Annotated in this window: 16 protein-coding genes; 4 read left to right on the top strand and 12 right to left on the bottom strand. The window is 70.3% G+C overall.

Features of this window, described 5'->3' with window-relative positions; translation table 11 throughout:
• Window positions 1-30: 30 nt before the first annotated feature.
• From AB0J69_RS13570 to AB0J69_RS13560, 3 genes are read right to left on the bottom strand one after another with little or no spacing between them, the layout of a single operon-like run.
• A complete protein-coding gene (locus AB0J69_RS13570) occupies window positions 31-780 on the bottom strand; it encodes a cyclase family protein (protein ID WP_364116562.1) in 750 nt (249 codons plus the stop codon).
• Window positions 781-831: 51 nt separating this feature from the next.
• Window positions 832-2,133: a replication-associated recombination protein A gene (locus AB0J69_RS13565; RefSeq protein WP_364116560.1), complete on the bottom strand. Its 1,302-nt coding sequence runs from the start codon at window positions 2,131-2,133 to the stop codon at window positions 832-834.
• A gap of 48 nt (window positions 2,134-2,181) precedes the next feature.
• The gene (locus AB0J69_RS13560) at window positions 2,182-2,661 is read right to left on the bottom strand and encodes a DUF2231 domain-containing protein (protein WP_364116558.1); all 480 of its coding nucleotides are present in this window, start codon (window positions 2,659-2,661) and stop codon (window positions 2,182-2,184) included.
• Window positions 2,662-2,829: 168 nt separating this feature from the next.
• Here AB0J69_RS13560 and AB0J69_RS13555 point away from each other — a divergent pair, with 168 nt between their 5' ends.
• Entirely contained in the window at window positions 2,830-3,750 is a 921-nt protein-coding gene (locus AB0J69_RS13555; RefSeq protein ID WP_364116556.1) for a peptidylprolyl isomerase, read from the top strand.
• A gap of 62 nt (window positions 3,751-3,812) precedes the next feature.
• Here the strand turns inward: AB0J69_RS13555 and aspS are convergent, their stop codons facing one another.
• From aspS to AB0J69_RS13540, 3 genes are all read right to left on the bottom strand, one after another.
• Window positions 3,813-5,549 carry an aspartate--tRNA ligase gene (gene aspS / locus AB0J69_RS13550; RefSeq protein WP_364116555.1) on the bottom strand — a complete coding sequence of 579 codons (1,737 nt, stop codon included), beginning with the start codon at window positions 5,547-5,549 and terminating at the stop codon, window positions 3,813-3,815.
• A 67-nt stretch (window positions 5,550-5,616) separates the two neighbouring features.
• The gene (gene hisS / locus AB0J69_RS13545) at window positions 5,617-6,873 is read right to left on the bottom strand and encodes a histidine--tRNA ligase (RefSeq protein ID WP_364116553.1); all 1,257 of its coding nucleotides are present in this window, start codon (window positions 6,871-6,873) and stop codon (window positions 5,617-5,619) included.
• A complete protein-coding gene (locus AB0J69_RS13540) occupies window positions 6,873-7,553 on the bottom strand; it encodes an MBL fold metallo-hydrolase (RefSeq protein WP_364116551.1) in 681 nt (226 codons plus the stop codon). Before AB0J69_RS13540 ends, hisS begins: the two co-directional genes overlap by 1 nt.
• A 138-nt stretch (window positions 7,554-7,691) precedes the next feature.
• Between AB0J69_RS13540 and AB0J69_RS13535 the strand changes: the two genes are divergently transcribed.
• The 3 genes from AB0J69_RS13535 (at window position 7,692) to AB0J69_RS13525 (ending at window position 11,109) form a co-directional block, all read left to right on the top strand.
• On the top strand, window positions 7,692-8,573 hold the full coding sequence (locus AB0J69_RS13535; protein ID WP_364116549.1) for a peptidylprolyl isomerase: 882 nt from the start codon (window positions 7,692-7,694) through the stop codon (window positions 8,571-8,573).
• 62 nt (window positions 8,574-8,635) lie between these two features.
• Window positions 8,636-9,865, top strand: coding sequence for a DUF349 domain-containing protein (locus AB0J69_RS13530; RefSeq protein WP_364116547.1), 1,230 nt, complete (start codon window positions 8,636-8,638; stop codon window positions 9,863-9,865).
• 155 nt (window positions 9,866-10,020) lie between these two features.
• A complete protein-coding gene (locus tag AB0J69_RS13525; RefSeq protein ID WP_364116545.1) occupies window positions 10,021-11,109 on the top strand; it encodes a cupin domain-containing protein in 1,089 nt (362 codons plus the stop codon).
• An 87-nt stretch (window positions 11,110-11,196) separates the two neighbouring features.
• Here the strand turns inward: AB0J69_RS13525 and AB0J69_RS13520 are convergent, their stop codons facing one another.
• From AB0J69_RS13520 to ruvB, 6 genes are all read right to left on the bottom strand, one after another.
• Window positions 11,197-13,389, bottom strand: a complete 2,193-nt coding sequence (locus tag AB0J69_RS13520) for a bifunctional (p)ppGpp synthetase/guanosine-3',5'-bis(diphosphate) 3'-pyrophosphohydrolase (protein ID WP_364116543.1) — start codon at window positions 13,387-13,389, stop codon at window positions 11,197-11,199.
• Between the two features lie 188 nt (window positions 13,390-13,577).
• Window positions 13,578-14,096 (bottom strand): adenine phosphoribosyltransferase, encoded by a 519-nt coding sequence (locus AB0J69_RS13515; RefSeq protein WP_364116542.1) that lies wholly within the window; start codon window positions 14,094-14,096, stop codon window positions 13,578-13,580.
• Window positions 14,097-14,273: 177 nt separating this feature from the next.
• Entirely contained in the window at window positions 14,274-15,266 is a 993-nt protein-coding gene (gene secF / locus AB0J69_RS13510; protein ID WP_364116540.1) for a protein translocase subunit SecF, read from the bottom strand.
• Between the two features lies 1 nt (window position 15,267).
• Window positions 15,268-17,043 (bottom strand): protein translocase subunit SecD, encoded by a 1,776-nt coding sequence (gene secD / locus AB0J69_RS13505; protein ID WP_364116538.1) that lies wholly within the window; start codon window positions 17,041-17,043, stop codon window positions 15,268-15,270.
• A gap of 92 nt (window positions 17,044-17,135) precedes the next feature.
• The gene (gene yajC, locus AB0J69_RS13500; RefSeq protein ID WP_364116536.1) at window positions 17,136-17,522 is read right to left on the bottom strand and encodes a preprotein translocase subunit YajC; all 387 of its coding nucleotides are present in this window, start codon (window positions 17,520-17,522) and stop codon (window positions 17,136-17,138) included.
• 217 nt (window positions 17,523-17,739) lie between these two features.
• On the bottom strand, window positions 17,740-18,771 hold the full coding sequence (gene ruvB, locus AB0J69_RS13495) for a Holliday junction branch migration DNA helicase RuvB (RefSeq protein WP_364116534.1): 1,032 nt from the start codon (window positions 18,769-18,771) through the stop codon (window positions 17,740-17,742).
• Between the last annotated feature and the right edge of the window lie 17 nt (window positions 18,772-18,788).

Below are 18,788 nucleotides of genomic sequence, written 5' to 3'. Positions count from 1 at the left end.
GGCGGCGAACGTTCTGCCGGCCCTTGCGGCTCAGCCGGGCACGCGGGCGTAGGCGCGCACCGGGACGCGTCCGACGCCCAGGAGGCGCGGGGGCGCGGCCGTGAACAGGGCGCCGGTCGGGGGCACCCCCTCCAGGCCGGTCAGCCTCTCGACCACGGGGACGCCCGCGCCGAGCAGCGCCTCCCGCGCGGGACGCGCCTCATGCGCGCCGTCGTCGAGCAGGTCGGCGTCGGTGCCGACCAGCGCGGCCCCGTGCTCCACCAGCCAGGCGGCGGCCTCGGGGGCCAGGCAGTGGCCCTCGCGCACGCCGGTGTGCAGCAGGACGGCGTGGTCGCGTACGTCGAAGGGGGCCAGCGAGCCGACCCCGACGGGCCGCCGCTCGGCGCCCGCCACGCGTACGACCACGGCGGGCACGTCGACGGACCGCGCCAGCGGGACGGCGCCGAGGTCGCCGCGGGGCGCCTCGAAGTAGGTGCCGCCCTCGCGCGGGAGGTGGTTGAGCTCCACCAGCCTGCCCCGCTCCCGGGCGGCGCCGGCCGCCTCGCGGCCGCGGTCGGACGGCCCGCCCCTGGTGCCCTTGTGCGCCTCCGGGAAGATCCGCACGTTGGCCAGCTCGACGGTGTCGGTCATGAGCAGGCCCAGCGAGGCCACGAACAGCGCCGCGATCTCCGCCTCGGGGGTGTCGGGGCCGGGCAGGTCCACGCGGAACCCGTGCACGGTCAGATCGCCACCGTTGCCGAAGGCGATGGCGGCGTCGAAGGAGGCCCGGTAGTCGGTCATGTCACGATCAACCTATCGCGACGATCAACGAGCTCCGGCTGTGAGGACCGGTCAGGATCCCCGGAGGAAGTCGCGGATCTTCGCCCACCGCTCGGCCACCGGCGCCTCCGCCCCGTGCCGGGTGGGCTCGTAGTAGCGCCGCTCGCGCACCTGCTCCGGCGCGTAGTCTTGGCGCACCAGCCCGTGGTCGAAGTCGTGCGGGTATTTGTAGCCGTCGCCGTGGCCGAGCTTGGCCGCCCCGGGGTAGTGGGCGTCGCGCAGGTGGCCGGGCACCTGCCCGATCAGCCCCTTCCGCACGTCGCCGACGGCCGCCCCGATGGCCTTGACCACGGCGTTGGACTTGGGCGCCATGGCGCAGTGGATGACCGCGTGGGCCAGGTTGATCTGCCCCTCCGGCAGCCCGATGAGCTGCACCGCCTGCGCGGCGGCCACCGCGGTCTGCAGGCACGTCGGATCGGCCATGCCCACGTCCTCGGAGGCGAAGATGACGATGCGGCGGGCGATGAAGCGCGGGTCCTCGCCGGCCTCGATCATGCGGGCCAGGTAGTGGAGCGCGGCGTCGGCGTCGGATCCGCGCATCGACTTGATGAACGCGCTGATCACGTCGTAGTGCTGGTCGCCCTGCCGGTCATAGCGTACGGCGGCCTTGTCGACGGCCTTCTCCACCACCTCCACCGTGATGTCGTCGGCCAGCAGCGCCGCCGCCTCCAGGTAGGTCAGCGACCTGCGCGCGTCGCCGCCCGCCAGGCGTACGAGATGCTCCAGGGCCTGCGGGGCGAGCGTGTTGCGCCCGCCCAGGCCGCGCGGGTCGGACACGGCCCGCTCCAGCACCGTGCGCACGTCGTCGTCGGACAGCGACTCCAGCGTGAGCAGCAGCGAGCGCGACAGCAGCGGCGAGATGACCGAGAAGAACGGGTTTTCCGTGGTGGCGCCGATGAAGGTGACCCAGCGGTTCTCCACGGCGGGAAGCAGGGCGTCCTGCTGGGCCTTGTTGAAGCGGTGCACCTCGTCCACGAACAGCACCGTCTGGCGGCCCGTCATGCCCAGCTCGCGGCGGGCGGTGTCGATGGCCGCGCGCACGTCCTTGACCCCGGCCGACACGGCGGAGACCTCGACGAAGCGGCGCTTGGTGACGTTGGAGACCACGTAGGCCAGCGTGGTCTTGCCGGTGCCCGGCGGCCCCCACAGGAAGAGCGACATGGGAGCCTCGCTCTCGACCAGGCGCCGCAGCGGGGTGCCCGGACCGAGCAGGTGCCGCTGGCCGATCACCTCGTCGAGCGAGCGCGGGCGCATGCGCACCGCGAGAGGCTGCGGGGTGGCCTCCTCAGCCGCCGAGTCGAACAGGCTGTCCACAACGAGAGATTACACGCTGAGCCGCCCTCGCCGGCCCACGTCCGGGGCTCACGACCACACGGCCCGCGCGCCCGAGTCCCCGGCCCGGAAGACGAAATAGCCGGCCACGGCCGCCAGCACCACGGTGAGCGCCGAGAGGATCATCGAGACGGGCCGGCCGAACCGGTCGCGGCCGACGGAGTCGCGGGAGGGGCGGGTGGCGTACACGAGCAGCAGGGCGGCCACGCCGAGCCCGAGCACCGACAGCAGCAGCGGGGTGGCGAAGCTCTGGTGGGTGGAGATGCGGGCCGCGATCTCGCCCTCCGCCGTGCCGAACCGGGCGGCCTTGAGGTTCTCGCCGCTCTGCCTGGCCGCGAAGACCGCCACGGGCGCGGCGAGCGAGAGCAGCACCACCGCCCATGCCACGTAGGTACGCAGGCGCGGGAGCAGCGCGTACGCGACGGCGACGGCGACGAGCAGCGGGGTCAGCACCACGGCGAAGTGGATGATCAGGGGATGGGCCGGCAAGCCCATGATCTCGTCGAACATGGAGGGCTCCTTAGTTCTCATTTCAACTACGAATGCCAGCACCATATGGTTCGCGACCTCAGCCGTCGCACATGCGGCTTTCGCCACTTACGTCCGTCACATATCGAGGGCCGGTAGCATGCGCGGAGTTGTTTGGTCATACCTTGGCAAAGACGAGAGGACATAGCGGTGAGCGGCGACGACCGCCAGAACGAAGAGGACCGCCAGGCAGAGCTGGCGCGGGAGCACAAGGAACGGCAGGCGAAGCGCGCGGCCGAGCAGAGCGCCAAGGCGAGGCGGAACACCTTCATCGGCGCGGCTGTGGCCGTCGTCGTGGTCGCCGGCGGCATCTTCGCCGCGACCACTCTGGTCGGCAACGACGGCGCCGGTACGGCCTCGGCTCAGAGCACGCCGTCCGCCTCCGCCTCGGCCTCCGCCTCCGCCTCGGCCGCGCCCACGGAGCTGCCGACCACCACGCCGCCGAAGAAGGCGACGGACGTCTCGTGCACGTACAAGCGTGACGACTCGGTCCCGCACAAGTACGTGGGCCTGCCGGGCAAGAAGCCCAACATGAAGCTGTCGACGATGACCGTCAGCACCAACCACGGCGACATCGTCATCGAGGTGGACCCCAACGCCACCCCGTGCTCGGTCAACTCGATGGCCTTCCTGGCGAAGAAGGGCTTCTACAAGGGCAACAAGTGCCACCGCCTGGCCCTGCCCGAGACGTCCGGCCTGTTCCTGCTGCAGTGCGGCGACCCGCAGGCCAAGGCCGACGGCAAGAACCCCACGGACGGCCAGGGCAACGCCGGGTACGTCTTCCGGGACGAGGCCGTGGGCGCCATCCCCTACACCAGGGGCGTGGTCTTCCTGACGCAGCCGCTGGACGCGGCCGGGCAGAACAGCAGCCAGTTCGCCATCTCGCTGTCGGACGAGAACGCCCAGCTGGAGCCGCAGTACTCGGTCCTGGGCATGGTCAAGTCCGGCCTGGAGATCATCGAGAAGGTCGCCAAGGACGGCGTGATCGTCAACCCCGACGACATCACCGGCGACGGCGGCTCCACCGCGCCGAAGAACCCGATCATCATCAAGAAGGTCACCCTCAAGTAGGGGACGAACGCGAAGCGGCGGGCACCTGACGGTGCCCGCCGCTTTCGTCTGTGACCTGGTGTCTACGCCTCGACCTTGGGCTTGGCGTCGACGCCCGCCTCCTTGCGCTGGTCGGCCGTGATCGGCGTGGGCGCGCCCGTGAGCGGGTCGAAGCCGGAGGCCGTCTTCGGGAACGCGATCACGTCACGGATCGAGTCGCCGCCGGACAGCAGCATGCAGATCCGGTCCCAGCCGTAGGCGATGCCGCCGTGCGGGGGCGGGCCGTACTTGAACGCCTCCAGCAGGAAGCCGAACTTGCTCTCCGCCTCCTCCTTGGAGATGCCGAGCACGTCGAACACGCGCTGCTGCATCTCGGCCCGGTGGATACGGATGGAACCGCCGCCGATCTCCATGCCGTTGCAGACCATGTCGTACGCGTAGGCGAGCGCCTCGCCCGGGTGGTCCTGGAAGTTGTCGGCCCACTCCGGCTTCGGCCCGGTGAACGGGTGGTGCACGGCCGTCCAGCCGCCCTCACCGTCCTCCTCGAACATGGGCGCGTCGACGACCCACAGGAACGACCACTGCGACTCGTCGATCAGGTCGCAGCGCCGGCCGATCTCCAGCCGGGCCGCGCCCAGCAGGTCGCGGGAGGAGCTCCTGGCCCCGGCGGCGAAGAAGATCGCGTCGCCCGGCTCGGCCCCGACCTTGGCGGCCAGCCCGGACAGCTCCTCCTCCGACAGGTTCTTGGCGACCGGGCCGCCGAGCGTGCCGTCCTCCTGGACGAGCACGTAGGCCAGACCCTTGGCGCCGCGCGAGCGGGCCCACTCCTGCCAGCCGTCGAGCTCCTTGCGGGTCTGCGAGGCCCCGCCGGGCATGACGACCGCGCCCACGTAGTCGGCCTGGAAGACGCGGAAGGAGGTGTTGGCGAAGTAGCTGGTCATCTCGACCAGCTCCTGGCCGAAGCGCAGGTCCGGCTTGTCGGAGCCGAAGCGGGACATGGCGTCGGCGTACGTCATGCGCGGCAGCGGCGTCGGCAGCTCGTAGCCGACGATCTCCTTCCACAGCCGGCTGATCAGCTTCTCGCCGACCTCGATGACGTCCTCCTGGTCCACGAAGGACATCTCGACGTCGATCTGCGTGAACTCCGGCTGCCGGTCGGCCCGCAGGTCCTCGTCGCGGTAGCACTTGGCCAGCTGGTAGTAACGCTCGAGCCCGGCCACCTGCAGGAGCTGCTTGAACAGCTGCGGCGACTGCGGCAGCGCGTACCAGTTGGCGGGCTGCAGGCGCACCGGCACCAGGAAGTCGCGCGCGCCCTCGGGCGTGGAGCGGGTCAGCGTGGGCGTCTCGACATAGACGAAGCCGAGCTCGTGCATCACCTCGTTGGCCAGGTAGGTGGCCTTGGAGCGGGTGCGCATCGCGTTGGCCACCTGCTGACGGCGGATGTCGAGGTAGCGGTATTTGAGCCGCGCCTCCTCCGACACCCCCACGTTGCCCTCGATCGGGAACGGCAGCGGCGCGGACTCGCTCAGCACCTCGACCCGCTCGGCCACCACTTCGATCGCGCCGGTGGGCAGGTCGGGGTTCTCGTTGCCCTCGGGGCGCACCCTGACCTGGCCGACGACCTGCACGCAGTATTCGGCGCGCAGGTCGTGGGCGTGGTCCTCCTCGCGGAAGACCACCTGCGCCGAGCCGGAGGCGTCACGCAGGTCGATGAAGACGACGCCGCCGTGGTCACGGCGGCGCGCCACCCATCCTGCGAGCGTCACCTGCTGCCCGGCGTGCTCCTCGCGGAGCGACCCGGCGGTATGCGTGCGGATCACTGCACTTTCCCTTCATGCGGATAGGAGGAGAAGGGCGGCGGCGATCCGGCACGCGCTGACCTGCGGATCACTGCACCTTTCCCTTCAAGACTTTGACGACCTGGGCCAGCGGCACCTCGGTCTGCTCGGCGGTGGCCAGGTCCTTCACCTGCACGGCCGCGGCCGCGAGGTCACGCTCGCCGAGGATCAGCGCGAAGCGGGCGCCGGAACGGTCGGCCCCCTTCATCGCGCCCTTGAGCCCCTTGCCGCCGAAGGCCATGTCGGCGGCGACGCCGGCCGCGCGCAACTCGCTCAGAAGCCCGAACATCGCGCGCGCCGCCTCGTCGCCCAGCGCCACACCGTACACCTCGCAACGGGCCGGGACGTCGAGAGCGACGCCTTCGCGCTCCAGGGCGATGACGGTGCGGTCGAGGCCGAGGCCGAAGCCGATGCCGGGCAGGCGCGGCCCGCCGATGGCCTCGGAGAGCCCGTCGTAGCGGCCGCCGCCGCCGATGCCCGACTGCGCGCCGAGCAGCGGGTGGTCGAACTCGAACGTGGTGCGGGTGTAGTAGTCGAGCCCGCGCACCAGCCGGGGCGCGTCCTCCCACGGGATGTCCAGGTCGACCAGGAGCTGCTTGACCCGGTCGTGGTAGGCATTGCAGTCGGCGCAGAGGTGGTCGCCGATGAGGGGCGCCTCCTCGAGCTGCGCACGGACCTCGGGGCGCCGGTCGTCGAGCACCCGCAACGGATTGATCTCGATGCGCGCCCGGGTGGCCTCGTCGAGATCGAGCTTGCGCAGGAACTCCTGCAGCCGGGCCCGGTAGACCGGACGGCACTCCGCGCAGCCCAGCGAGTTGAGCAGCAGCCGCACCTGGGTGAGACCGAGCGAGGTGTACCACTGCCAGGCCAGCGCCACGGTCTCGGCGTCCACCGCCGGGTCCTCGCTGCCGATCGCCTCCAGGTCGAGCTGGTAGAACTGGCGGTAGCGGCCCTCCTGTGGCGCCTCGGCACGGAACACCGGCCCGTCGGTCCAGACCTTGACCGGGAGCTGGCCGCGGTGCAGGCCATATTCCAGGACCGCGCGCAGCACGCCCGCCGTGAACTCCGGGCGCAGCGTCAGCGACCTGCCGCCGCGGTCGGTGAAGGTGTACATCTCCTTGCTCACGACGTCGGTGGACTCACCGACCCCGCGCGCGAACAGCTGCGTGTCCTCGAAGACCGCGGTCTCCAGGTAGGCGTAGCCCGCACGCCTCGCCGTCTCCGCGAACGCCCCGCGGATCGCGTAGAACGTAGAAGCCTGCGGTGGAACGTATTCCTTGACGCCTTTGGGTGCTTGGAAAGTCATTAGATCCCTCGTGTGGGACCGGCGTGCGGCGCTGCTTCCTTCAGGTATGGGTTGGTCGCGCGCTCGCGGCCGATCGTCGTCTGTGGTCCGTGGCCCGGCAGAACGACCGTATCGTCAGGCAGCGGCAGACACTTGGTAGCCAGGCTGCGAAGGATGGTCGTGTAGTCGCCACCGGGAAGGTCGGAGCGGCCGATGGAGCCGGCGAACAGCAGGTCGCCCGAGAACATGATCTCGTCGCCGGGCAGCCGGAAGCTCACCGACCCCCTGGTATGGCCGGGAGTGTGGTCGACCACGAGCTCGAGGCCGGCGAGCTTCAGCACGGCGCCGTCGGACAGCTCGCGCACGTCGTCGGGCTCGCTCAGGGTGATCCCGCCGAACAGCGAGGCGCTCGTGTCGGACCAGCCGGCGGCCGGATCGCTCAACAGGTGACGGTCGTCCGGGTGGATCCACGCGGGGACGTCACGCGCGCCGCAGACCGGGGCCACCGACCAGACGTGGTCGAGGTGACCGTGGGTGAGCAGGACCGCGACGGGCTTGAGCCGGTGCTCGCGCAGCAGCTCGTCGACTCCCTCCGTCGCGTCCTGACCTGGATCGACGATCACGCACTCCTCGCCGGCGGCAGGCGCGACGACGTAACAATTGGTCTGGAAGGCCCCTGCGGGGAAGCCGGCGATGAGCATCTGCCTCAGGTGATCTCGTCGAAAAGCCAATGGGAATGTAACCGAAGGGTACCGGTGCGGGTCGCCGGGCTGCGAATCATTACCCGTTGGCCGATACGATTCGCCCACCTCAGTTGATTGACTATGGGAGGCAAAGCGGTGGCCACGGGGAAGGACCGGCAGAAGCAGCTGGCGCGCGAGCACTACGAGCGGCAGATGCAGCGCCGCATCGAGCGCGAGCAGAAGGCCAAGCGCACGGCGATCATCGGCTCCACCGTGGGCGTGGTGATCGTGGTCGGAGGCATCGTGGCCGCGGTCGCGCTGCTGGGGGGCAACGACCCGGGAACGGAGGCGGCGGCCTCGCCCTCGGCGACGCCCGCCGACACCGCGTCGGCATCGGCGTCGGCGTCGGCTCCAGCGGGGCCGAAGCCGTACAACGCGGCGGCGGGCACCTGCGACTACGTCAAGGACCCCTCCGGGGGTCAGGTCAAGGACGTCGGCATGCCGCCGACGAAGGTGAAGACCAAGCCCGCCACGAAGACGATGACGTTCAAGACGAACCTGGGCGACATCGTGGTCGAGCTGAACAACGCCAAGGCGCCCTGCACGACCAACTCGCTGGAGTTCCTGGCGGGCAAGAAGTACTACGACGGCAGCAAGTGCCACCGGCTCGGCAGCGACAAGTTCCCGATGCTGCAGTGCGGCGACCCGACCGCCAAGGCCGACGGCAAGAGCCAGGACGGCTCGGGCGGCCCCGGCTACGTGATGGCCGAGGAGAACCTCCAGGGCGCCCAGTACAAGCGCGGCGTGATGGCCATGGCCAAGACCCAGGCCCCGGGCAGCACGGGCAGCCAGTTCTTCCTCGTTTACGGGGACATCGGGCTCACCCCGGATTACACGCCGGTGGGTACGATCACCAAGGGGCTCGACATCCTGGACAAGGTGAACAAAGCAGGCGTCATCACCGACATGGGAGATGGGACTGGAGCACCAAAGCAAACCGTCGAAATCAAAGACGTGACAATCGCCGGCAAGAGCTGACGTAATACAAACTAGGGACGAAGTAGTCCCGAAGGGTCTGATGGATAGTGCGGGAGGACACGGTGAGCACCGACCCGTGGGGCCGGGTAGACGACGACGGCACCGTCTACGTGCGTACGGCTGAGGGAGAGCGGGCCGTCGGCTCCTGGCAGGCCGGTGAACCCGAAGAGGCACTGGCCTACTTCCATCGCAAGTACGACGAGCTGGCCGGTCAGGTGCAGCTGCTCGAGCAGCGCGTCAGGGGCACCGACCTGGCTCCGGCCCAGGCGGAGGCGAACATCGCCAAGCTGCGCGAGGCCGTCGCCGACGCCCACGCCATCGGGGACCTGGCCGCGCTGACGGCCCGGCTCGACGGCCTGACCGAGCTCGTCGCCCAGCGCCGCGAGGAGGTCAAGGCCGCTCGCGAGCACGCCAGGGCCGAGGCCAGGGCGGTCAAAGAGCGCATCGTCGGCGAGGCCGAGCGCATCGCGGACGAGACCACCCACTGGAAGTCGGGTGGCGAGCGGCTGCGCCAGCTGGTCGAGGAGTGGAAGGCCGCCGACCGCATCGACCGGGTCACCGAGGCGGCGCTGTGGAAGCGGCTGTCGGCCGCGCGCACGGCGTTCGCCAAGCGGCGCAAGCAGTACTTCGCGGGGCTCGACGAGCAGCGCGAGGGCGTGCGGGCGGCCAAGGAGCGCATCGTCGCCGAGGCCGAGGCGATCGCCGACTCGACCGACTGGGGCGCCACCGCGGCGATCTACCGCGAGCTGATGCAGCAGTGGAAGAGCGCGGGGCGCGCCTCGCGCGAGGCCGAGGACGAGCTGTGGGCCCGCTTCAAGGGCGCCCAGGACCAGTTCTTCCAGGCCCGTTCGGCGGTCTTCGCCGAGCGTGACGCCTCGCTGGCCGCCAACGCGGAGGTCAAGGAGGTGCTGCTCGCCGAGGCCGAGAAGATCCTGCCGGTCACCGACGTGCGCACGGCCAGGGCGGCCCTGCGGCACATCCTGGAGCGGTGGGAGGCCGCCGGCCCCGTGCCGCGCGAGCAGCGCGACCGGCTGGAGGGCGGGCTGCGCAAGGTCGACGAGGCCGTGCGCAAGGCCGAGGACGCGGAGTGGAAGCGCTCCAACCCCGAGGCCAGGGCCCGCGCCCAGAGCACGGTCGAGCAGCTGCGCACCTCGATCGAGCAGCTGGAGAAGCGGCTGTCCAAGGCGCAGGCCGCCGGGCGCGCCAAGGACGTCAAGGAGGCCGAGGAGGCCCTGACCGCCCGCCGTTCGTGGCTGGCGGAGGCCGAGCGCACGCTGACCGAGTTCAGCTAGTCCGGCGCGGGGCCGCCGCCAGGCCCCACGCCGGACCGTCGGGGCGACTCCGCCCGGCCGGCCCCATGCCGGGCCATCCGGGAGCGGTCGCCACCTTCCGGGAGCCGTCGCCGAATCGGGCGGCGAGCGACGGCGCCTGATCTAGGCTGTCCGGCATGGACCCCGTCGCCGCCGCGCGTTCCCTCGTCGAGGAAATGTTCCCCGGCGCCCTGTACGCCTTCGTCGGCGGCAGCGTGCTCACCGAACGCCGCACCGACACCTCCGACCTCGACATCGTGGTGGTGCTCGACGGTCTCGACCGCCCCTATCGCGAGACGCTGCGCTGGCACGGGTGGCCGGTCGAGCTGTTCGCGCACAGCGAGACCAGCCTGGCCGCCTACATCGAGCGCGGCTTCGAGCAGCGGCTGCCGATCCTCGCGCGCATCTGCTCCGAGGGCGCGGTGCTGGCCGACCGGACGGGCGGCCGGGCCAGCGACCTGCAGAGCGCGCTGGGCGAGCGCGTGTCGGCCGGTCCCGGCGGGCAGACGCCCGGCCAGGCCGACCGGGCGAGATACGTGCTGTCCGACCTGCTGGACGACCTGGCGGGCGCGTCGGACCCGGGTGAGCAGGCGTTCATCGGCTGGGAGGTCGTGCAGGCCGCCGCCAGGACGGCGCTGGGCCTGGGACGCAGGTGGCAGGGCAGCGGCAAGTGGCTGCTGCGCGAGCTGCGCGCGCACGATCCCGCCCTGGCCGATGAGCTGCTGACCGCCCACGACGACCCCGCCCGGCTGGCCGCGGTGGCCACGGAGGTGCTGGAGCGGGCCGGAGGGCGCCTCTGGGAGGGTTACCGGAGCGAGGGGGATCCCTTCCACCAGATCCTGCGTCACGTCGCCTCAGGAGAGCTCTCGGGCGATACGGCGCAGAGCTCGGGCATGCGGCGGCTGGCCGCCGTCAGCGGCGCCACGACCGGGTCGGCGCGCCTGTGGATGGGCCAGACCCACGTCGCCCCCGCCACCCGCTCGTCCGACCACCACCACGGGGCGTCGGAGACGGCGATCTACGTGGTCAGCGGCACGCCGTCGTTCGTCTTCCTGGAGGAGGGCGAGGAGACGCGCATCGACGCGGGGCCCGGCGACTACGTGTTCGTGCCGCCGTACGTGCCGCACCGGGAGGAGAACCCGGACCCGTCGCGCGAGGCCGTCGTGGTGATCGCGCGCAGCACCCAGGAGGCCATCGTGGTCAACCTGCCCAGCCTGTCCGGCTAGACCCGCCTCCTGATCGCAGGGCGGGCCCGCGCTCGCCTGTCAGGCCCGAAGTGCGCCGGCTGCGAGGGCGCAGGTCAGGGGCGGACCTCAGCCGCCGGCGCCGCTCACCCGGTAGACGTCGAAGACGCCCTGGATGCTGCGCACGGCCTTCAGCACGTGGCCCAGGTGCTTGGGATCGCCCATCTCGAAGGTGAACTTGCTGATCGCCACCCGGTCGCGCGAGGTCGTGACCGAGGCGCTGAGGATGTTGACGTGCTGGTCGGACAGCGTACGGGTGACGTCGGACAGCAGGCGCGGCCGGTCGAGCGCCTCGACCTGGATGGCCACCAGGAACACGCTGTCGTCGCTCGGCGACCAGCTCACCTCCACCAGGCGGTCCGGCTGCGCCTTGAGCTGCTGCACGTTGGTGCAGTCGGCCCGGTGCACCGAGACGCCGTGGCCCCGGGTGACGAAGCCGACGATCTCGTCGCCGGGCACCGGGGTGCAGCACTTCGACAGGCGTACCCACACGTCGGCGTCGCCCGCCACGACCACGCCCGCGCCGCCACCGCCACGGGGACGGCCGCGCAGCCGGGTCGGCAGCGAGGTCTCGGCGATGTCCTCCTCGGCGCTGTCGACCCCGCCGATCGAGGCCACCAGCTTCTGCACGACGGACTGGGCCGCGATGTGCCCCTCGCCCACGGCCGCGTAGAGCGCGGAGACGTCGGGGTAGCGCAGGTCGCGGGCCAGCGCCAGCAGCGCCTCGCCGGACATCAGCCGCTGCAGCGGCAGGCCCTGCTTGCGCATGGCCCGCCCGATGGCCTCCTTGCCCGCCTCGATCGCGGTCTCGCGGCGCTCCTTGGAGAACCACTGACGGATCTTGTTGCGGGCGCGGCCCGACTTGACGAACTTCAGCCAGTCGCGCGACGGCCCGGCGTCCGGCGACTTGGAGGTGAAGATCTCGACCGTGTCGCCGTTGCCGAGCCGCGACTCCAGCGGCACCAGCCGCCCGTTGACCCGCGCGCCGATGCAGCGGTGACCCACCTCGGTGTGCACCGCGTAGGCGAAGTCAACCGGCGTGGCCCCTTCGGGCAGGGCGATGACCTGGCCCTTCGGGGTGAACACGTAGACCTCGGAGACCGACAGGTCGAACCGCAGCGACTCCAGGAACTCGCCGGGGTCGGAGGTCTCCTTCTGCCAGTCGAGGAGCTGGCGCAGCCAGGCCATGTCGCTGCCCGGCTTGACCTTGCCCGTGGGGCCGGGGGCGCCGACCTCCTCCTTGTACTTCCAGTGCGCGGCCACGCCGTATTCGGCCCTGTGGTGCATCGCGTGGGTGCGGATCTGCAGCTCCACCGGCTTGCCCTCGGGACCGATCACCGTGGTGTGCAGCGACTGGTACATGTTGAACTTGGGCATCGCTATGTAGTCTTTGAACCGCCCGGGCACCGGGTTCCACCGGGCGTGGATGGTGCCGAGCGCGGCATAGCAGTCGCGCACGCTGTCGACCAGCACACGGATGCCAACGAGGTCGTAGATGTCGTCGAACGCGACGTCCCTGGCGATCATCTTCTGGTAGACCGAGTAGTAGTGCTTCGGCCGGCCCTTGACCACCGCGCGGATCTTCGCCTCGCGCAGGTCGCCGGAGACCTTCTCGATGACCTCCTGCAGGAACAGGTCGCGGCGCGGCGCCCGCTCCGACACCATGCGCGCGATCTCGTCGTAGCGCTTGGGGTAGAGCATGGCGAAGGCGAGGTCTTCCAGCTCCCACTTGATCGTGTTCATGCCCAGGCGGTGGGCCAGCGGGGCGAAGATCTCCAGCGTCTCGCGCGACTTCTGGTGGCGCTTGTGCTCCGGCAGGTAGCGCATGGTGCGCATGTTGTGCAGGCGGTCGGCCAGCTTGATGATCAGCACGCGGATGTCGCGCGACATGGCGACGACCATCTTGCGGACCGTCTCGGCCTGCGCGGCGTCGCCGAACTTGACCTTGTCCAGCTTGGTGACGCCGTCGACCAGTGACCCGATCGTGTCGCCGAAGTCGCCGCGCAGCTCGTCGAGGCTGTAGGCGGTGTCCTCCACCGTGTCGTGCAGCAGGGCCGCGCAGAGGGTCTCGTCGTCGGTGCCCAGCTCGGCCAGGATCGTCGCCACGGCCAGCGGATGGGTGATGTACGGGTCGCCGGACTTCCGCTTCTGGTCACGGTGGTGATAGGCGGCGACGTCGTAGGCACGCTCGATCACCCGCAGGTCGGCCTTGGGATGGGTGGCGCGCACCGTCCGGAACAACGGCTCCAGCACCGGATTCATGGCCCCACCCCCAAACCGCCTTCGACGCACCGCTGGAACGCCGGGCGCCTCGGCGTTGCCAGAGTCGGTCACGTCGGGCGCGACCACATCACGGGGCACACAGACTCCTCACGCAGTGGCTCCTCACGTTCGAGTCCAGATCCCCCCAGTGTATCCAGGTGGCAAACCTGGCCTGTCGTGGGCCGGACTCAGACGATCACGAGGGAGTGCAGCTCCACACCCCGCAGTCGCTCACGCCCGTTGAGGAAAGCCAGTTCCATCAGCACGGCGATGCCGACGACCTCGGCTCCGGCCCTCTCCACCAGGTCCACGGTCGCCCTCGCGGTGCCTCCCGTGGCCAGCACGTCGTCGACGATGAGAACCCGGTCGCCGGGCGCGAAGGCGTCACGGTGGACCTCGATGGTCGCGGAGCCGTACTCCAGATCGTAGGACTCTTCCAAGGTCGCGGCGGGCAGTTTCCCCTTCTTGCGCACGGGCACGAACCCGGCGGCCGCCCGGTAGGCCACCGGCGCGGCGAGGATGAACCCGCGCGCCTCGATCCCCACGATCTTGTCCACCTGGTGGAGGTCGGCCAGCGCGTCCACCACGGCCGCCATCGCGACCGGGTCGGCCAAAAGCGGGGTGATGTCCTTGAACATGACTCCCGGCTTGGGGTAGTCGGGCACGTCCCTGATCCGGTCCAGGATCGTCGTGCTCAGCTCGGTCATGGCTTTCCTCGCATCTCTCCACCGGCCGTCTGCCGGGCTCCATGATGGTGCATCGCGCGCCCGCTCCGTACGGAAGGCCCTCAGACGCCCGCTGGGCGCCTTGCACCGCGGGGGCGGACACGGACGACGCCCCCGCCCCGGTGAGGGGCGAGGGCGTCGTACGGAGCCCGCGGGCGGCTATCCCTTGGCTACGGCCGCGCTTTTGGAACCCTTCGATCCCTTGCCGCCTCCCGTGGAGGCCAGCCTCCTGGCGATGGCCTGGTATTTCGGCTCGCGCTCCTTCAGCGTCACCAGCAGCGGCGTGGCGACGCACAGCGACGAGTACGTGCCGACGATCATGCCGACGAACAGCGCCAGCGACAGGTCCTTCAGCGTGCCCGCGCCGAGCAGCGTGGTGCCGATGAACAGGATCGCCGCCACCGGCAGGATGGCGACCAGCGAGGTGTTCAGCGACCGGATCAGCGTGTGGTTGAGCGCGTTGTTGGCCGCCATCGAGTAGGTCTGCTTCGACGTGTGGCCGAGCTTGGCCGTGACTTCCTTGATCATGTCGAACACCACGACCGCGTCGTAGAGCGAATAACCGAGGATGGTCAGGAAGCCCAGCAGCGTCGCGGGCGTGACCTCGAAGCCCGACCAGGCGTAGATGCCGGCCGTGATGACGAGGTCGTGGATGAGCGCGACGATGGCGGCCAGCGCCATCTTCGGCTCGAACGCCATCGACAGGTACAGGATGATCGCCAGCATGAACACGCCCAGGCCGATCCAGGCCTTCTGGGAGACCTCACCGCCCCAGGACGCGCCGATCGACTGGATGTCCACCTGGTTCGTCGGGACGCTGTAGTCCTTGGAGATGGCGGACTGCACCTCGTTCATGGTGCCTTCCGAGAGCGTCTCGGTCGTGACCCGCCAGCGGTCGCCGGCGGTCTGCACGATCGGCTGGTGCACGCCCTCTTCCTGGAAGGTCTCGCGGACCTGCTCGATGCTGGCGCTCGGCGCCTTGAACGAGAAGACCGATCCGCCCCTGAACTCGACGCCCAGGTTGAGCCCGTTGATCAGCAGGCCGGCCAGCGAGACGACGAGCAGCAGGCCGGACAGGCTGTACCAAAGCCTCCACTTGCCGACGAAGTCGACGTCGATCTCGCCGCGATAGAGGCGACGCCCCAGTCCCATCTCAGGCCTCCTGCGGAGTGGTCGTGCGGCCGGGGGACGTCGCCTCGCTCATGCGCTCGGCGTCGAGACCCGACAGCGGGTGCCCCTTGGCGAAGAACTTCATCTTCGCCAGCAGGGCGATGAACGGCTTGGTGAACAGGAACACCACCACGATGTCGATCAGCGTGGTCAGGCCCATCGCGAACGCGAACCCGGCCACACCGCCCACCGCCAGGAAGTAGAGCACGATCGCGGCGATGAACATGACGGCGTCGGCGATCAGGATCGTGCGTCGCGCACGGACCCAGGCCACCTCGACGGCCGCGCGGAGCGTCCGCCGCCCTTCCTTCATCTCATCACGTATGCGTTCGAAGTACACGATGAAGGAGTCGGCGGTGATGCCGATCGAGACCACCAAGCCGATGATGTGCGGCAGGGAGAGCCGGAAGTTGGCGTTGTGGCCGAGCACGACCACCGACGTGTACGTGATGACCGTGGCCACCACGAGGCTCAGCACCGCCACGATGCCCAGGCCCCGGTAGTAGAGCAGGCAGTAGAGGACCACGAGCGCCAGGCCGATGAGGCCCGCGACCAGGCCGCCCTCCAGCTGGTCCTGGCCCAGCGTCGACGACACCGTGTCGATCGAGCTGCGGTTGAACTTCAGCGGCAGCGCGCCGTACTTGAGCTGGTCGGCCAGGTTGGTGGCGCTGGCCTGGTCGAACCCGCCGGTGATCTCGGCCCGGCCGCCGGGGATCGGGCTGATGATGTTGGGCGCGGTGATGACGACGCCGTCGAGCACGACCGCGACCTTGTTGCGCGGCTCGGGCGAGTTGTAGGCGGTGGTGGTGAGCTTGCTCCACTCGCCCGCGCCCTTGCTCTTGAAGTCGAGCTGGACGATCCACTCGGTGGTGCCCTGGCGCACGCCGGCCGAGGCCGTGTCGATGTCGGTGCCGACGACCTTGGCGACGTCGAGGACGTACTTGTAGCTGCCGTCGGTCTCGCAGCCCGCGTACTGCTTGTTCGGGTCGTCCTGGACGCCCTGGCCGCGGTTGGCCGGGTCGGCGCAGTCGAGCTTGTTGAACTGGGCCAGCACCGCCGGGTCGATGCCCGAGGTGTCGATGCCGGCGTTGGGGTCCTGCATGGGCGGCGTGCTGGCCTGCGCGGTCGGGCTGCCCGACGGCGACGTCTTGGCCTCCTGGCCCTTCTTGGAGTCCTGCTTCTGCCCGTTCTGCCGGCCGTCGGACGGCTGCGCGGACGGCTCAGCGGACGCCTGCGTGGACGCCTGCGCAGACGGCGCGGGCGTCGGGGCGGTCAGCGCGGACGAAATCGCCTTGCCCGTCGGGGAGGCGCTCGGCTGCGGTGTGCCGGCCGACTGCGAGGTCGTCGGCTTGGCCGAGGGGTTGGCGGAGCCGGAAGGGCTGGCGGACGGCGTCGGCGCGTTGGTGGCCAGGTCCTGAGGTATCTGCGTGGCCGCCATGGCGAGCACCTGGCGGAAGCGCAGCTCCGCGGTGGTGGCGACCAGCTTGATGGCCTCGCTCTGTCCGACGCCCGGGATGGAGATGATGATGTTGTCGCCGGACTTGGCGACCTCCGCGTCGGAGATTCCGGTGCCGTTGACCCGATCGCGGATGATGTTGACCGCCCGGTCGAGGATCTCCTCGGGGGGCGCCGCGTTGTTCTGGGTCACGGGAGACAGAGTCACCGTCGTGCCGCCGGCGAGGTCGAGCCCCAGCTTGGGCGTGAACGCCCTCTGCAGGAGCATCGTCCCGCCCAGGGCGAGGATGAGCGCCAGAAGCACCAGGAGCGTACGCCCCGGGCGGCTGTGGCGGCTGGTCGATCGGGCCACTGGTCGTCAGTTCTTTCAGATTAGGGGTTTGTCGCAGAGCTTAGTCAGGACTTCTTGCTACTGGAGCCCTGGTCGCCGTTGCGCTCCACGGTGGCCTCGGACTCCGTCTTGCCCTCCTCGCCGAGCTCGGCCTCGTGAGCGACCGGCTCGTCGTCGCTCGCCGGGGCGTCGCCCGGCGTGACGACGCGGCCGATGGCGGCCTTCACCCAGCGGGTCTCGATCCCCGGCGCGACCTCGAGGACGACGTCCTCGTTGTCCACCGCGACGACGGTGCCGAACAGGCCGGTCGTGGTCATGACCCGCGCGCCCGGGGTCAGGGAGTTCTGCATCTTGATCGCCTCTTGCTGGCGCTTGCGCTGAGGGCGGATCAGCAGGAAGTAGAACACCACCACCAGAAGGATCAGCGGCAGGATGCTTCCGAGTTGTCCCATGTCCATAAGGGGCGACCTTCCATTGTCGTACAAGAAGTTGACACCGGCCTCGCGCCGGAAATTCCGTGCGTTGCTTCGGGCCGCGCCGCTCAGCCCGTCAGCCTACACAGCCAGCCAAGCCACGGAGTGTAGGCGCTTGTTGCGAAACGCGGCAACGAGGCAGCGTTTCGGCGCGCGGGGAAGTTCCCATTTTGAAATGGTTGCAACCGTTCTGTGATCAGTCGAAAAGTGACGCTCCGAACGCGTCGGGTGGCGGGGTCATGCCGAGGTGGGTCCAGGCGGCCGCGGTGGCGACCCGGCCGCGCGGGGTCCTGGCCAGCAGCCCCTGGCGTACGAGGAACGGCTCGGCCACCACCTCGACCGTCTCCGGCTCCTCCCCCACGGCCACCGCCAGCGTGGACAGGCCGACCGGCCCGCCGCCGAACTTCCTCAGCAGCGCCCCGAGCACCGCCCGGTCGAGCCGGTCGAGCCCTTCGGCGTCGACCTCGTAAAGATTGAGCGCGGCCGAGGCGATGTCGCGGTCGATCATGCCGTCGGCCCGCACGTCGGCGAAGTCGCGCACGCGCCTGAGCAGGCGGTTCGAGATGCGCGGCGTGCCCCGGGAACGCCGGGCGATCTCGTGGGCGGCCTCCTCCGGCAGCGTGACGCCGAGCAGCCTGGCCGAGCGGTAGAGCACCTGCTCCAGCTCGCCGACGTCGTAGAAGTCCATGTGGGCGGTGAAGCCGAACCGGTCGCGCAGCGGCGCGGGCAGCAGCCCGGCGCGGGTGGTGGCGCCGACCAGCGTGAACGGGGCGATGTCGAGCGGGATGGCGGTGGCGCCCGGGCCCTTGCCGACGACGATGTCGACCCGGAAGTCCTCCATGGCGAGGTAGAGCATCTCCTCGGCGGGCCTGGCCATCCGGTGGATCTCGTCGATGAACAGCACCTCGCCCTCGGCCAGCGTGGACAGGATGGCCGCGAGGTCGCCCGCGCGCTCCAGCGCGGGGCCTGAGGTGATCCGGAGCGGCGCGTTCAGCTCGGCTGCGATGATCATGGCCAGGGTGGTCTTGCCGAGGCCCGGGGAGCCGCTCATGAGCACGTGGTCGGGCGGGCGCTGCCGGCGCAGGGCGCTCTCGAGGACCAGGGACAGCTGCTCGCGCACGCGCCCCTGGCCGATGAACTCGCCGAGGCGCTTGGGCCGGAGCGCGGCCTCGATCTGCAGCTCGTCGCCCCCGGCGTCGGGTGACAGGATCTCCCTCTCAAAGCCCATGCCGGCACCTCCTCTCC

This window comes from Nonomuraea sp. NPDC049709 (assembly GCF_040674815.1).
In the GTDB taxonomy this organism is placed as follows: domain Bacteria; phylum Actinomycetota; class Actinomycetes; order Streptosporangiales; family Streptosporangiaceae; genus Nonomuraea.
This window is presented reverse-complemented; position numbering and strand designations above follow the sequence as displayed.

Excerpts from the sequence above, each read along its gene's own strand:
- AB0J69_RS13570 (WP_364116562.1), bottom strand. The coding sequence starts at position 780 with ATGACCGACTACCGGGCCTCCTTCGACGCCGCCATCGCCTTCGGCAAC.
- AB0J69_RS13560 (WP_364116558.1), bottom strand. The coding sequence starts at position 2,661 with ATGTTCGACGAGATCATGGGCTTGCCGGCCCATCCCCTGATCATCCAC.
- hisS (WP_364116553.1), bottom strand. The coding sequence starts at position 6,873 with ATGACTTTCCAAGCACCCAAAGGCGTCAAGGAATACGTTCCACCGCAG.
- AB0J69_RS13540 (WP_364116551.1), bottom strand. The coding sequence starts at position 7,553 with ATGCTCATCGCCGGCTTCCCCGCAGGGGCCTTCCAGACCAATTGTTAC.
- AB0J69_RS13525 (WP_364116545.1), top strand. The coding sequence starts at position 10,021 with ATGGACCCCGTCGCCGCCGCGCGTTCCCTCGTCGAGGAAATGTTCCCC.
- AB0J69_RS13520 (WP_364116543.1), bottom strand. The coding sequence starts at position 13,389 with ATGAATCCGGTGCTGGAGCCGTTGTTCCGGACGGTGCGCGCCACCCAT.
- AB0J69_RS13515 (WP_364116542.1), bottom strand. The coding sequence starts at position 14,096 with ATGACCGAGCTGAGCACGACGATCCTGGACCGGATCAGGGACGTGCCC.
- secF (WP_364116540.1), bottom strand. The coding sequence starts at position 15,266 with ATGGGACTGGGGCGTCGCCTCTATCGCGGCGAGATCGACGTCGACTTC.
- yajC (WP_364116536.1), bottom strand. The coding sequence starts at position 17,522 with ATGGGACAACTCGGAAGCATCCTGCCGCTGATCCTTCTGGTGGTGGTG.
- ruvB (WP_364116534.1), bottom strand. The coding sequence starts at position 18,771 with ATGGGCTTTGAGAGGGAGATCCTGTCACCCGACGCCGGGGGCGACGAG.